The sequence below is a fragment of the Pseudoduganella umbonata genome (genome assembly GCF_014192225.1).
Taxonomy (GTDB): domain Bacteria; phylum Pseudomonadota; class Gammaproteobacteria; order Burkholderiales; family Burkholderiaceae_D; genus Rugamonas; species Rugamonas umbonata.
Genome location: NZ_JACHXS010000003.1, coordinates 706,547 through 720,911 on the forward strand (window position 1 = coordinate 706,547; position 14,365 = coordinate 720,911).

General features: G+C 66.9%; 10 protein-coding genes. 3 read left to right on the forward strand and 7 right to left on the reverse strand.

Annotation, left to right across the window (positions count from 1 at the left end):
- Window positions 1-114: 114 nt before the first annotated feature.
- From FHS02_RS11730 to FHS02_RS11755, 6 genes are all read right to left on the reverse strand, one after another.
- Window positions 115-1,857 carry an IlvD/Edd family dehydratase gene (locus FHS02_RS11730; protein ID WP_137313585.1) on the reverse strand — a complete coding sequence of 581 codons (1,743 nt, stop codon included), beginning with the start codon at window positions 1,855-1,857 and terminating at the stop codon, window positions 115-117.
- 260 nt (window positions 1,858-2,117) lie between these two features.
- The gene (locus FHS02_RS11735) at window positions 2,118-3,182 is read right to left on the reverse strand and encodes an aldose epimerase family protein (RefSeq protein WP_137313586.1); all 1,065 of its coding nucleotides are present in this window, start codon (window positions 3,180-3,182) and stop codon (window positions 2,118-2,120) included.
- 72 nt (window positions 3,183-3,254) lie between these two features.
- Window positions 3,255-4,238, reverse strand: coding sequence for a glycoside hydrolase family 43 protein (locus tag FHS02_RS11740; protein WP_137313587.1), 984 nt, complete (start codon window positions 4,236-4,238; stop codon window positions 3,255-3,257).
- 66 nt (window positions 4,239-4,304) lie between these two features.
- Window positions 4,305-5,279, reverse strand: coding sequence for a glycoside hydrolase family 43 protein (locus tag FHS02_RS11745; protein WP_137313588.1), 975 nt, complete (start codon window positions 5,277-5,279; stop codon window positions 4,305-4,307).
- A gap of 26 nt (window positions 5,280-5,305) precedes the next feature.
- Window positions 5,306-6,658 (reverse strand): MFS transporter, encoded by a 1,353-nt coding sequence (locus FHS02_RS11750; RefSeq protein WP_137313589.1) that lies wholly within the window; start codon window positions 6,656-6,658, stop codon window positions 5,306-5,308.
- Between the two features lie 405 nt (window positions 6,659-7,063).
- Window positions 7,064-8,500: an ATP-binding protein gene (locus FHS02_RS11755; protein ID WP_175424780.1), complete on the reverse strand. Its 1,437-nt coding sequence runs from the start codon at window positions 8,498-8,500 to the stop codon at window positions 7,064-7,066.
- Window positions 8,501-8,669: 169 nt separating this feature from the next.
- Here FHS02_RS11755 and FHS02_RS11760 point away from each other — a divergent pair, with 169 nt between their 5' ends.
- The 3 genes from FHS02_RS11760 to FHS02_RS11770 all read left to right on the forward strand — a co-directional run bounded on the left by FHS02_RS11760 (window position 8,670) and on the right by FHS02_RS11770 (window position 12,760).
- On the forward strand, window positions 8,670-9,308 hold the full coding sequence (locus tag FHS02_RS11760; RefSeq protein WP_229422592.1) for a response regulator: 639 nt from the start codon (window positions 8,670-8,672) through the stop codon (window positions 9,306-9,308).
- A 92-nt stretch (window positions 9,309-9,400) separates the two neighbouring features.
- Window positions 9,401-12,358, forward strand: coding sequence for a CHASE domain-containing protein (locus FHS02_RS11765; RefSeq protein WP_137313591.1), 2,958 nt, complete (start codon window positions 9,401-9,403; stop codon window positions 12,356-12,358).
- 24 nt (window positions 12,359-12,382) lie between these two features.
- Window positions 12,383-12,760 (forward strand): hypothetical protein, encoded by a 378-nt coding sequence (locus tag FHS02_RS11770; protein WP_229422593.1) that lies wholly within the window; start codon window positions 12,383-12,385, stop codon window positions 12,758-12,760.
- Window positions 12,761-12,770: 10 nt separating this feature from the next.
- Here the strand turns inward: FHS02_RS11770 and FHS02_RS11775 are convergent, their stop codons facing one another.
- Window positions 12,771-14,270, reverse strand: coding sequence for an AMP nucleosidase (locus FHS02_RS11775; protein ID WP_371861478.1), 1,500 nt, complete (start codon window positions 14,268-14,270; stop codon window positions 12,771-12,773).
- Between the last annotated feature and the right edge of the window lie 95 nt (window positions 14,271-14,365).

The following is a 14,365-nucleotide window of genomic DNA, read 5'->3' on the forward strand; positions in this document are numbered from 1 at the left end:
CCTGCTGCCGCGAACGTCTCGATTAATTGGGTGCCGGCGCCGCCACGAGGGGGTGGGAGTGGGCAGCGGCGCCGGCGAAAGGTTTCAGTACGCCAGGATCAGTGCGGGCAGAGATCAGTGCGAGTGCTTCGGCACCTTGGAACCGCGCATGCCGACCAGGAAGTCGAAGTCGCAGCCCTCGTCCGCCTGCAGCACGTGGTCCACGTACAGCTGGGCGTAGCCGGATTTCGGCAGGTCGTTCTTCTGCTCGGCGCGGGCGGCCTGGCGGGCTGCCATTTCCTCGTCGGAGATCTCCAGGTCGAGGCGGCCGCCGGCGCAGTCCAGCGAAATCATGTCGCCATCCTTGACGATGCCCAGCGGGCCGCCGGCCATCGCTTCCGGCGCCACGTGCAGCACCACGGTACCGTAGGCGGTGCCGCTCATGCGCGCGTCGGAGATGCGCACCATGTCCTTGATGCCCTTGGCCAGGATCTTCGGCGGCAGGCCCATGTTGCCCACTTCGGCCATGCCCGGGTAGCCTTTCGGGCCGCAGTTCTTCATCACCAGCACGCAGTTTTCATCGACGTCCAGGTCCGGATCGAGGATGCGCGTCTTGTAGTGGTCGAAGTCCTCGAACACGATGGCGCGGCCGCGGTGCTGCATCAGGTGCGGCGAGGCGGCGGACGGCTTCAGTACGGCGCCGCGCGGCGCCAGGTTGCCGCGCAGGATGCAGATGCCGCCATCCTTGATCAGCGGATTGTCGATCGGACGGATCACTTCCTCGTCGTAGATCGGCGCTTCCTTGTTGTTTTCCCAGATTGTCTTGCCGTTGGCGGTCAGCGCGTCCTTGTGCGGCAGCAGGCCGTTCTCGCCCAGGCGGCGCAGCACGCCCGGCAGGCCGCCGGCGTAGTAGAACTCTTCCATCAGGAAGCGGCCCGACGGCAGCAGGTCGACGACGGTCGGCGTGCCGCGGCCGATCTTGGTCCAGTCTTCCAGTTCGAGATCGACACCGATCCTGCCGGCGATCGCCTTCAGGTGGATCACGGCATTGGTCGAACCGCCGATCGCGGCGTTGACGCGGATCGCGTTCTCGAACGCTTCCTTGGTCAGGATCTTGGACAGGCGCAGGTCTTCCCACACCATGTCGACGATGCGCATGCCGGACATGTGCGCCAGCACGTAGCGGCGCGCGTCGACGGCCGGGATCGCGGCGTTGTGCGGCAGCGACGTGCCCAGCGCTTCGGCCATGCAGGCCATCGTGGAGGCGGTGCCCATCGTGTTGCAGGTACCGGCCGAGCGGGAGTGGCCCGCTTCGGCGGCGAGGAAGTCGTGCATCGAGATCTCGCCCGCCTTGACCTGCTCGTGCAGCTGCCAGACGGCGGTGCCGGAGCCGATCGACTTGCCGTTCAGCTTACCGTTCAGCATCGGGCCGCCGGTGACGACGATCGCCGGGATGTCGCACGATGCGGCGCCCATCAGCAGCGCGGGGGTGGTCTTGTCGCAGCCAACCAGCAGCACCACGGCATCCATCGGATTGCCGCGGATCGATTCCTCGACGTCCATCGACGCCAGGTTACGGGTCAGCATCGCGGTCGGGCGCAGGTTCGATTCGCCGGAGGAGAACACGGGGAATTCGACCGGCCAGCCGCCGGCCTCGATGATGCCCTTCTTGACGTGCTCGGCGATCTTGCGGAAGTGGGCGTTGCAAGGGGTCAGCTCCGACCAGGTATTGCAGATACCGATGATGGGCTTGCCCTGGAATTCATGGTCCGGAATGCCCTGGTTCTTCATCCAGCTGCGGTACATGAAACCGTTCTTGTCCTGGGTGCCGAACCATTCGGCGGACCGCAGTTTTACATTCTTCTTCGTCTCAGACATTCGCTTCTCCAGAGTTGTTCTGCGCCCGCCGAAATGAAAATCCCCCGCCGAGCTTTGATTTACGAATGTTAAAGAATGGAATGATTCTATTCCAATGAATAAAAAATGGTCAGCGATATGAAAAAAGATATCGATGCACAAAAAAACCGGTGTCTGACACCCATCCCGTCGGGATGGATGTCAGACACCAGTCGGATGAGCCATTGGCGGCTCGCGAAATTGGTGTCAGACACCCTTCAGGGTGTCTGACACCGGTTTTTTCAAGCCTGAACGGTAAACCGGTACAGCGACCGCGTCGAATACGTCTCGCCCGGCCGCAGGATGGTGTTCGGGTAGTCCGGCCGGTTCGGCGAATCCGGGTAATGCTGCGGTTCGAGGCACAGCGCTTCGCGGTGGCCGAACTGCCAGCCCTTGCCGGTCAGCGAGCCGTCCAGGAAGTTGCCGCTGTAGAACTGCACGCCCGGTTCCTGCGTATACAGTTCCAGCACGCGGCCCGAGGCCGGGTCGCGCAGCGTGGCGGCCAGGCTCAGCACGTTGGGATTCGGCTTGTTCAGCACGAAGTTGTGATCGTAGCCGAGGCCGTTTTTCAGTTGTTCGTCTGCAACGTCGATGCGCGAGCCCACGGTGTGCGGCGTACGGAAATCGAACGGCGTGCCATCCACCGGCGCCAGCGGGCCCAGCGGGATTGAATCGGCATCGATCGGCGTGTAGCGGTCGGCGTGGATGGTCAGTTCGTGGTCCAGGATCGAACCGCGGCCGGCCAGGTTGAAGTAGGCGTGGTGCGTCAGGTTGACGGGGGTGGCCTTGTCGGTCGTCGCGCTGTACTTCACCAGCAGTTCGTTGGCGTCGTTCAGTTCATACGTGACCGTCACGTCCAGGTTGCCGGGGTAGCCATGGTCGCCGTCCGGGCTCGTCAGCGTGAGCTTCAGGCCGATGGTCAGGTCCGTCACCAGCGGTACCGCATGCCATACCTGCTTGTGGAAGCCGAGCGAACCGCCATGCAGGTGGTTCTTGCCATTGTTCACCTCGAGCTGCACCGGCTGGCCGTCCAGCGTGAAGCGGCCACCGGCGATGCGGTTGCCGTAGCGGCCGATCAGCGCCCCGAAGTACGGCACCGCATCGGTGAAGTACGGCGCGGCTTCGTCGAAGCCGAACGTCACGTCGGCCAGGTTGCCATGCTTGTCGGGAATGTGCAGCTCGGTGATGACGCCGCCATAGTTGCTGATCTTGACGACCATGCCGCTGCGGTTGCGCAGCGTGTACAGGCTCAGCGCCTGGCCATCCGGCGCGATGCCGAACGGTTCCTGCTCGATACTCAATTCCATCCGTATGTGTTCCTGGAAAGCGCCGGTGCAATGCACGTTTATTCAGGCAACCGAGACTCAGGCAACCAAGACTCAGGCAACCGAGGGCCGGCCAAAGTCCGGCATGCCGTCATCGCGCCAGCGCAGGGGTTTGACGAAGGTATGGCGGTCCGGATTCCACAGCGGATCGCCTTCGATTTCAGTATAAGTCCGCGCATGGTACACCAGGAGCACGGTTGCGCCATCCTCGGCTACCGTGAAGCTGTTGTGGCCCGGACCATAGATCCTGTGCTCGGCGCAGGTCTGCAGCACCGGCTCGCGCGACTTGGTCCACGACGCGGGATCGAGCAGGTCGGCATCCTCGTCGGCCCACAGCAGGCCCAGGGCGTAGCGGTGGTCCGTGGCGCTGGCCGAATAGCTGATGAAGATCCTGCCGTTCTTCTTCAGCACCGACGGCCCGCCGTTGACGCGGAAGCCCTGGCATTCCCAGTCGAACTCCGGCTTGCTCAGCATGACCGGCGCGCCATCGATCTGCCATGGCGTCTTCATCGGCGCGATGTACAGGTTCGAGTTGCCCTCGATGTCGTCGTGCTTCTGCGCCCACAGGTAGTACAGCCGGCCCTTGTGGGTGAAGGTCGTCGCATCCAGGCAGAACGTGTCGATGCCCGTATCGACCTGCCCGACGAATTCCCACTCGCCCACCAGCGGATTGGCGTTGGTGTTGCGGATCGCGTACATGCGGTGCTGGAACAGCTTGTTCCTGGTATCGGCATCGCGCGACGGCGCCGCGGCGAAGTACACGTACCAGTCGCCGCCGTTGCAATGGATTTCCGGGGCCCACACCAGGTCCCCGCACGGGCCGGGACTCTTGCGCCACACGGTACGCGTCTGCGCCGAGGCCAGGCCTTCGATCGTTTTCGCGCGGCGCAGTTCGATGCGGTCATAGCGCGGCACCGAGGCGGTGAAGTAGTAATAGCCGTCCGTATGGCGGTAGATGTGCGGATCGGCGCGCTGCTCGATCAGCGGCTGGAGGATGTCCTCTTCATTTTCTCTTTCCAGAAATCCAGCCTGCCACATGATCCAGCCTCCGCGTGTCGTCCGTTACATGGTGGGAACCGCCGCTGCGCCGTTCTCCGCCGCCGCTCAGGCGATCGAAGGACGCCCGAACACCGGCATGCCCTGGTCGTCCCAGCGCAGCGGCTTGACGAAGGTGTGGCGGTCCGGGTTCCACAGCGGGTCGCCGATGATTTCCGTGTACGTGCGCGCGTGGTACACCAGCATCACGCCTTCGCCGTCTTCGGACACGGTGAACGAATTGTGGCCAGGGCCGTAGATGCCGTGTTCCAGGCAGCTCTGCAGTACCGGTTCCTTCGATTTCGTCCACGACGCCGGGTCGAGCAGGTCGGCGTTTTCATCGGCCCACAGCAACCCCATCGCATATTCGATGCCGGTGCCGCTGGCCGAGTACGAAATGAAGATCCGGCCGTTGCGCTTGACCACCGACGGGCCTTCGTTGACCCAGAAACGCTCGATTTCCCAGTCGTACTCGGGCTTGCTCAGCATCACCGGCGTGCCGGCGATGGTCCACGGATTGCTCATCGGCGCGATATACAGGTTCGAGTTGCCGCGGATCTCCTTGTCCTTCTGCGCCCACAGGTAGTACAGCTGGCCCTTGTGCGTGAAGGTGGTGGCGTCCAGGCAGAACGAGTCGATGCCGGTGTCGATCTGGCCCATGAACTCCCACTCGCCTTCCAGCGGGTTGGCGTTCTGGTTGCGCACGCAGTACATGCGGTGCTGGAACAGGTCGTCCTTGATGTCGCGGCTCGGCGCGGCGGCGAAGTACACGTACCAGGCGCCTTCGTTGAAGTGCAGTTCCGGCGCCCACAGCAGTTCGCTGTACGGACCGCTGTCCGGCTTGGTCCACACATCCTTCGGCGCGGCTTCGGCCAGGCCGGCGATGGTGGTGGCGCGGCGGATCTCGATGCGGTCGTATTGCGGCACCGAGGCGGTGAAATAATAGTAGCCGTCGCTGTGGCGGTAGATATGCGGGTCGGCGCGCTGCAGGATCAGCGGGGCGAGTTTTTCAACGGCGGTCTGTGCTTGGTTCGTAGTAGTCATGATGTGTTACCTGGATCGTTCAGTGGTCAGCCGGCTGCGTAGCCGCGCTTGTTCATGTCGGCTTTCAGCTCGACGTAATAGGAATCGCTGATGCGGTACTTGAACATGAAGAGGCCCATCAGCAGGTGGAAGAAGCCGGGAATCACGGTCAGCATCAGCGCGATGCCGTTCAGCGCGTGGGCCGATTGCGCGGCGTTCGGCACGTAATGGAAATAGGTGAACAGGCCGCCGACGATGGCGCCGGCGATGCCCATGCCGGCCTTCTGGCATACCGAGATGCCGCCGAACGCAAAGCCGGAGACGCGCTTGCCGGTCTTCACATGGCCGTAGTCGATGGTCTCGGCGATCGCCGACCAGAACACCGGCGCATGCAGGTCGACGATGAACGACAGCAGGAAGTACAGGACGAACGCCAGCACCATGTCGCCCGGCTTGACCAGCACGTAGATCGCCACGCTGATCAGCGCCACCAGCACCTGCGAGTTGCGGAACAGCTTGACCTTGCAATACGACTTGGTGATCCAGGTGGATGCCACCATCGACAGGATCGCCGCCGCCACGCCGGTCGACAGGAAGGCCGATACCACGGCCGCGTCGCCGCCCAGGTAATACTTGGCGTAGTAGATCGCCACCGAGCCGCGGATCACGTAGCCGATCGTGCCGGTCACGCAGGCGCCGCACAGCAGCAGCCACTGGTCGTTTTTCAGCAGCACTTTCAGCTGCGCGGCCAGCGACTGGCGTTCGACCACGTGGCGCACCCGCTCCGTGGTGGTGAAGAAGCAGAACAGGAACAGCGCCACGCCCATCGCCGCCATCACCGCCATCGCGGCCTGGTAGCCGGCGGCCGGATTGCCGTGGCCCCAGCGTTCGGCCAGGATCGGCACGATGATCGTCACCATGAAGGCACCGATCTTGGCGAAGAACAGCCGGTAGCCGTTGGCCGACAGGCGCTCCTGCGGATCGGCCGTCAGCGCGCTGGGCAGCGAGATGTACGACACGCCGACGCCGGAGGTCATCAGCGTCATCAGGATGTACGTCGAATAGGCCCACAGCAGCTTGGCGTCATACTGGAAATCCGGCGTCATGAAGACGAAGAACACCGAGATCCCGTACGGTACCGCCAGGAACAGGAACCACGGGCGGTAGCGGCCCCACTTGTTGGTGTAGCGGTCGGTGATCTGGCCCATCGCCAGGTCGGAAATCGCGCCGATCACCTTCACGACCAGCAGCAGCATCGCCAGGTCTTCGACACGCAGGCCGTAGATGTCGGTGTAGAAGAAGGTAATGATCAGCATCATCGACGAGATCACGACGTTCAGCGCCATGTCGCCGGCGCCGAAGCCTACCTTTTCCAGCGTGGTGAGTTTTTTAGTCTCCATGTCTTCCTCTTCAATAGCCTGGCGGTGGCCGGGCTGGAACAGCGGCGTTACTTTCGCGCCACGCACGGGGCGTGGGCGCGGTCCAATGGGCGAACCGGGGCGGCAGGAGCCGTCGACGAGTCGCGTGAAACGTTCGGGATGGAAGAAGTGGAGCCGGGCACGCTGCCTGGGGAGATGGGCTTCATGGTCTCCGACGTTTCTTTTGCTTGTTATGTTGTATGGATGCAGCAGGCTCGCAGGATGAGCTGCTGGCCTGCACCGATCTTAGGCGGGCGAGCGAAAACGATCCAATCAAATTTTACCAATTTGCAATATCATTTTTGGTATCGGATGCTCGTTTGGTGAGCAAACTGATCAAATTTTTGATCATTCTATGGCGAAAAGGCCGGTTTTTACGCCGATCGATCAGTAGCGGTCGAGCGACAGCGCATAGGCGCGCGTTGTAGCGAGGAGACGAAAGCGGGCCTGCCGGCCGTGTTCGACGGCGAGCAGCGAATGGGCGGCGAGCGCGGCGAGGCTGTCGATCGTTTCATAGGCGGAGTACGCCGGACGCAGCAGCGCGGCCGCTTCATCCAGTGTAAACCAGGCCGGCAGCCCGGCCAGCCGGCACAGCGCGGCCTGCGCTGGTGGCGGCAGCAGCACGTAGCTCCAGTCCAGCGCGGCGCGCAGCGTGCGGTGGCGCGGCGTGGCGGTGCCGGCCGGCCCCTGCAACAGGCGCAGCATGTCGTCGAGCCCCGCCCCGATGCGCTGCAGGCCCAGGGCGGGCACCTGCGCGGCGGCCAGTTCGATCGCCAGCGGCAGGCCGTCGAGCCGGCGGCAGATCGCCGCGACCGACGCCAGACCGGCCGCATCCGGTACGAACGCGTGGCCGGTCGCGGCGGCGGCCCGCGCCACGAACAGCGCCACGGCGCCGCTGCCGGCCAGCCGGGCGGGATCGGTTTCCTCCGGCGCGGGCAGGTCCAGCGCGGGTATGCGCACCACCATTTCGCCGCCGGCCAGCAGCGGTTGCCGGCTGGTGGCCAGCACGCGCAATGCCGGGCACTGCGCCAGCAACGTTTCCACCAGCCGGCTGCAGGCATCGGCCAGGTGCTCGCAATTGTCCAGTACCAGCAGGACCGGACCGGCATACTGCGCGGGCGGCAGCGCGGCCACCAGCGCGCCCGCCGAGCTCCAGCGCGGGCCGGGCGCCAGGCCCAGTGCCCCGGCCACGATGCCGAGCATGCCCTCTTCCGTGCCCGTCGCATCGAGTTCGGCCCAGGCGACCGTACCGGCATGGCGGTGCGCGGCCGCCAGCGCCAGCGCTGTCTTGCCGATGCCGGGGGCGCCCGCCAGCGTAACGAACCGGCTGGCGGCGACGCGCGCCAGCACGGTATCCGCGGAAACACCAGCGCCGGAAACAGCAGCGGCCGGCACGCCAGCGGCCTGGGTGGCATGCCGGGCCGCATCGGGCTGTTCCGCGCGGCCGACGAGGGGCGACGCCGGCACCGGCAGCCGCGACCGGGCGACCGGGCGCCGCTCCGCCCTGCCGGCAAACAGGTAGCCGCGGCCGGCCACCGTGCCGATCAGCGCGCGGTCGTCCGCCAGGGCGCGGCGCAGCGCGGCGATCTGCACGCGCAGGTTGCCGTCATCGATCTGCTGGCCCGGCCAGGCACGCCGCAGCAGGTCGTCGCGGCTGAGTACGCGGCCGCCCGCTTCGATCAGCGCCTGCAGCAGGCGGGCGGCGCGCTGCCCTAGCGGCACCGGAGCGCCGGCCGCGGTGCGCAGTTCGCAGCGCTGCGGATCGAAGGTGTGCCGGCCGAAGGCGATCGCCCCGGTAGCGCCGGATATCCAGTTTGTTTCCATGGCCGAAGGGTACGTTGCCACGGCGCCGCGGCCCATCCCACAACGGGTCCGTATTTGCTGCCCCGATATGCTGGCGCGGCCATCCCCCGAAAGGGGAACCTCCCTCGATCGGGGGCTATCGGCCCCGCCTGCCGGGTGTAAGATGCGCTTTTTCAGCGGGAGCGGCAGCATGCGGGATAGCTTGGGTGGCGCGCCGGTGCGCGTGATGGTGGTGGACGATCATCCACTGATGCGCGAAGGGATCGCCGCCGTGCTGTCGATCGGCGGGCGCTTCGAACTGGTGGCCGAGGCGGGCGACGGCCGCGAGGCACTGGAACAGTACGTGCGCCACCAGCCCGACGTGGTGCTGATGGACCTGCAGATGCCGGTGATGAACGGGCTCGACGCGATCGTGGCGATCCGCGAGATCGCCCCGCAGGCCCGCATCATCGTGCTGACCACCTACAAGGGCGACGTGCAGGTGCTGCGCGCGCTGAAGGCAGGCGCGATGGGCTACCTGTTGAAAAGCATGCTGCGCACCGAACTGGCCGACGCGATCGGCAAGGTGTATGCCGGCCAGCGCCACATCCCGCCCGAGATCGCCATCGAACTGGCGGCCCATATCGATGCCGATGCGCTGTCCGCCCGCGAAACCGAGGTCCTCGGCCTGGTTGCCGACGGCAATTCCAACAAGCGCGTGGCGCAGGCGCTCGGCATTGCCGAGGAAACCGTGAAAGCACACATGAGCACCGTGCTCGGCAAGCTGGGCGCGCGCGACCGCACGCACGCCGTCACCATCGCGATCCGGCGCGGCATCCTGGAACCCTGAAAGCCGGCGGCCATCCGCAAGACGTTCCCTCAGAGCATCAACTCGTGGAGAAGCGGGCGCTGACGAGCCGGTCGGGGGAGTACGATGGCGAAATGCCGACGTCCGCCTACCTTCCACCCCCGCCCGGCCGCGCCGCGCGCCTGCTGCCCCTGGCGCTGGCGCTGGCCGCGCTGTGCGCGGGGCTGGCTGCCACCGCGCTGGTCTGGGACGGCCTGCGCGACGGGCACGACCGCGAAGCCAGGGCCGAATTCGACTACCGGGTGCGCGAACTGCAGTCGCGCATCGCGCGGCGCATGGCCACGTATGAACAGGTGCTGCGCGGTGCCCAGGCCTATGCGCTGGCCGCCCCGCCGCTGCCGGACGCCGCCGGTTTCCGCACCTTCATCGGTACCCTGCAGTTGCGCGAATACTATCCCGGCATCCAGGGCGTGGGCATCGCCATGGCGCGAGGCGATGCGGGCAGCGCCATCGAGATGATCGAACCGCTGGACACGATGAACCGCCGCGCGCTGGGCTACGACATGTTTGCCGAACCGGTGCGCCGCACGGCGATGGCGCGGGCGCGCGACAGCGGCGCGGCGGCGCTGACGGGCCGGGTGCGCCTGGTACAGGAAGGCAGCGGCGCCGGCCAGCCGGGTTTCCTGATGTACCTGCCGCTGTACGCGGCGGGTGCGAACGGCCAGCCGGCCGACGTGGCAGCGCGCCGCCAGGCATTCCGTGGCTGGGTGTACGGCGCCTTCCGCATGCACGATTTCATGTCGGGCCTGAACGGCGAGCGCGAAGCCGACCTGCACGTGACGGTCTACGACGCGGCGCCCGATCCGGCGAGCTGCATGTATGGCTGCGCCTACCCGGAGGGCGCCGCGCACCTGGACGAGCTGCGCACGATCGCCATCGCCGGCCGTCCCTGGATCCTGCGGGTGCGCAGCAATCCGGTGTTCGAGCAGCGCCTTGCGTCGCAGCAGGCTGCCTGGGCCGGCGTGTCGGGCATCATCGTCAGCATGCTGTCGGCCACCCTGGTCTGGCTGCTGGCGCAGGGCCGCGACCGCGCGCGCCAGCTGGCCCGCCGCATCACCGACGACCTGCAGCGCTCCTATGGCACGCTGCGCAACGAGCGCAGCCGGCTGGTCAGCATTCTCGATAACGCCAACGATGCCTTCGTGGCCGTCGATGCGGCCGGGCACATCATCTATTGGAATCCGCAGGCCGAGCGCATCTTCGGCTGGACCGTGGCGGAGGCGCTGGGCCGCCCGCTGCGCCACCTGTTTCCCGGCGAGCAGCCGGAGCTGGACCGCCTGCTGGCGTTCGACGACGCGGCGTTCGAAAACGGCCGTGGCCGCCGGCTCGAGCTGCTGGCCGCCACCCGCGAAGGCTTGCAGCTGCCCGTCGAGCTGTCCTGTTCGCGCGTCGACAGCGACGGCGCGCCGGTACTGCATGGTTTTATCCGTGACCTGACGGCAAGGCACGCGGCGCTGGCGCGCGAGACCCAGCGCCAGCGCGACCTGCAACAGGCCCAGCAGGCGCTGGAGCGCGCCCGCAAGCTGGAAGCGGTCGGCAAGCTGACGGGCGGCGTGGCCCACGACTTCAACAATGTGCTACAGGTCATCTACGGCAACGTGCAGGCCGCGGCCATGGCGCCGCGCTCTCCGGAAGCGCCGCGCCGGCTCGCGGGCGCGCTGGCCGCCGTCGAGCGGGGTGCCAACCTGTCGCGCCAGCTGCTGGCGTTCGCCCGGCGCCAGCCCCTGGAGCCGGTGGTGATCAACCTGGCGCGGCTGCTGCGCAATATCGGCGACCTGCTGCACCGGGCGCTCGGCGAAGGCGTGGAACTGGCCACGCACGTGGAGCCGGGGCTGTGGAACACGCGCGCCGATCCGAACCAGCTGGAGAACGTGGTGCTGAACCTGGCCATCAATGCGCGCGACGCGATGGCCGGCCACGGCCGGCTGACGATCGAACTGTCGAACCAGGTACTGGACGAGGACGACGCCGCCACGGTGCCGGATGCCGTGGCCGGCGACTATGTGCTGCTGGCGGTCTCCGATACCGGCAGCGGCATGCCGCCGGAAGTGCAGGAACGCGTGTTCGAGCCCTTCTTCACGACCAAGCCGGAAGGCGAAGGAACCGGCCTCGGCCTGTCGATGGCCTACGGCTTCGTGCGCCAGACGGGCGGCCATATCCGCATCGACAGCGAGGTGGGCGTGGGCACCACGATGCGGCTGTACTTCCCCCGTTCCGGCGCCCCGGAAGCGGCGCAGCCGGACCTGCCGCCGCCGGCGACCGGCGGTACCGAGACGATCCTGCTGGTGGACGACGACGCCGACGTGCGCGACACCGTGGGCGCCATGCTGCGCAGCCTGCGCTACACGGTGCTCGAAGCGGCCGACGCCGACGCCGCCCTCGGCATCCTGCGCTCGGCCGGGCCGGTGGACCTGCTGTTTACCGATGTCGTCATGCCCGGCGGCTTGCCGGTGGCCGAGCTGGCACGCCTGGGGCGGCAGCTGCGGCCCGGCCTCGCCGTGCTGTTCACGTCCGGCTACACGCAGGATGCGGCGCAGCATGGCAGCCAGCTCGAACCGGGCACGCACCTGCTGTCCAAGCCCTACCGCCGCGACGAGCTGGCCCGCAAGGTGCGCGCCGTGCTCGATGAGCGGTCCACCCCTCCCCCGCCGCCGCCGGCGCCGCAGCGCGTGCTGGTGGTCGAGGACAACGATGACCTGCGCGACCTGACCTGCGAAATGATCATCGCGCTGGGCTGGCAGGCCACCGGCGTCGGCAGCGCCGAAGCGGCGCTCGAGTCGCTGCAGGCGGGCGGCATCGGCGCCGTATTCACCGACGTGGAACTGCCCGGCATGAGCGGCCTGGAACTGGCGCGGCGCCTGGCCGACGATCCCGACCTGCCGGTAGTGGTCGTCAGCGGCCGCGCGCTCGGCAACGACGTGCCGCCCGGCGTGCGCTCCCTCTACAAGCCCTACCGGATCGATGCCGTGGAAGAGATCCTTGCGCAGTTGCGGCTGCAGCGCCAGGAGACTAGCGATCCCGACATGGAGTGATCCCAGGACAGGATGGACGATGCAATGTCAGATGCGATGCCCGATACGATGCCCGATGCGATCTCCGACAAGCAGCCCGATAAATATCCCGTGACGCCGGATGGCCGCTACTTCGTCGTCAATGGCCGCCTGTGGCGCACCAGCAATCCGCACCTCGCCCCGGATGTGCGGCAGGAACTCGTGGTGCAGCTGATGAACGCACGCCGCCAGGTCGGCGCCGCGAAAAAGGCGGACGATGCCGCCGCCGAACGCAGCGCGCGCGCCGCGGTCGACGAGGCCAAGCGCGCGCTCGGCGAACGCGGGCCGGTCTGGTGGACCGACGGCGCGCCCGATTTCAACCGGCGGATGGTGGGCAATACGCCGTATGCGGACTGGTACGCAGGCATCGCACAGCCTGAATGACGCCAGAACGCTACTGGAACGCCACCTCGGCAAAGCTGCGCAGCTTGCGGCTGTGCAGCCGGTCGACGCCCAGCGCGCGCAGCAGTTCCAGCGCGCGGATGCCGATCCGCAGGTGCTGGTCGACCCGGTCCCGGTAGAACTGGTTGGCCATGCCCGGCAGCTTGATCTCGCCGTGCAGCGGCTTGTCGGAGACGCATAGCAGCGTGCCGTAGGGTACCCGGAAGCGGAAGCCGTTGGCGGCGATGGTGGCGCTTTCCATGTCCAGCGCCACCGCGCGGCTCTGCGAGAAGCGCCGCTCGGGCGTACGCTGCGGCAGCAGTTCCCAGTTGCGGTTGTCGGTACTGGCCACGGTGCCGGTGCGCAGCACGCGCTTCAGGTCGTGGCCCGTCAGCTGCGTGACCTCGGCCACGGCGCCCTCGATCGCCACCTGCACCTCGGCCAGCGCGGGGATCGGCACCCACAGCGGCAGGTCTTCGTCGAGCACGTGATCCTCGCGCACGTAGCCGTGGGCCAGCACGTAGTCGCCCAGCTGCTGCGTGTTGCGCAAGCCGGCGCAGTGGCCCAGCATCAGCCACGCATGGGGGCGCAGCACGGCGACGTGGTCGGTGATCGTCTTGGCATTGGCCGGGCCGACGCCGATGTTGACCATGCTGATGCCGCTGCCGTCCTCGCGCACGAGGTGGTAGCCCGGCATCTGCGGCAGGCGCAGCGGCGGCGCGCCCAGCGATTCGCCCGGCCGCGCTTCCTGGCCGGCGCGGCGCGTGATCAGGTTGCCCGGCTCGACAAAGGCCACGTACCTGTCCTCGTCGCTGGACGGTTCGCGGCTCATGATCGCATGGCCGAGGCGCACGAATTCGTCGATGTAGAACTGGTAGTTCGTAAACAGCACGAACTTCTGGAAGTGCTCCGGCGACGTGCCCGTGTAATGGCGCAGGCGCTGCAGCGAGTAGTCGACGCGCGGCCCGGTGAACAGCGACAGCGGCAGGGCCTCGCCCGGCGCCGGATCGCAGGTGCCGTTGGCGATGCCGTCGTCCATCGCCGCCAGGTTGGGCAGGTCGAACACGTCGCGCATCATGGCGCGCCGCTCGGCGCTCATGCTGCCCTCGATGTGGTCGTGCTCGGCGAACGAAAAGTGGATCGGGATGGGCTGCGACGACAGGCCCACTTCCAGCTGCACGTTGTGCTGGCCGTGGTTCTTCAGCAGCAGCCGGAATTGTTCGAGGTAGTAGCGCGCGAACAGGTCCGGCCGCGTCAGCGTGGTTTCATAGGTGCCGGGGCCTTCGACGAAGCCGTAGGAAAGCCGGGTGTCGGCGCGCGCGAACGTCTCGGTCTGCACGCGCACGAACGGATAGCAGGCGCGCACGTGGCTCGGCGTTTCGCCTTCCACGAAGCGCTGCAGGCTTTCGCGCAGGTGGCGGATGCTGCCGTCATAGATCTCCTGCACGCGCGCCAGCGCGGCGGCAGGATCGTCGAACCGTTCAGGGGGTACGAAGGGGCGTGTGGACACGATGCACTCCTGTTCTTCTGTTGTTGTTCTTGGTGTGATCGTAGCATGGCCCGCCATGTCATGCCGGCAAGCGCGCGGCTGTATCCGGCGTGACCTTC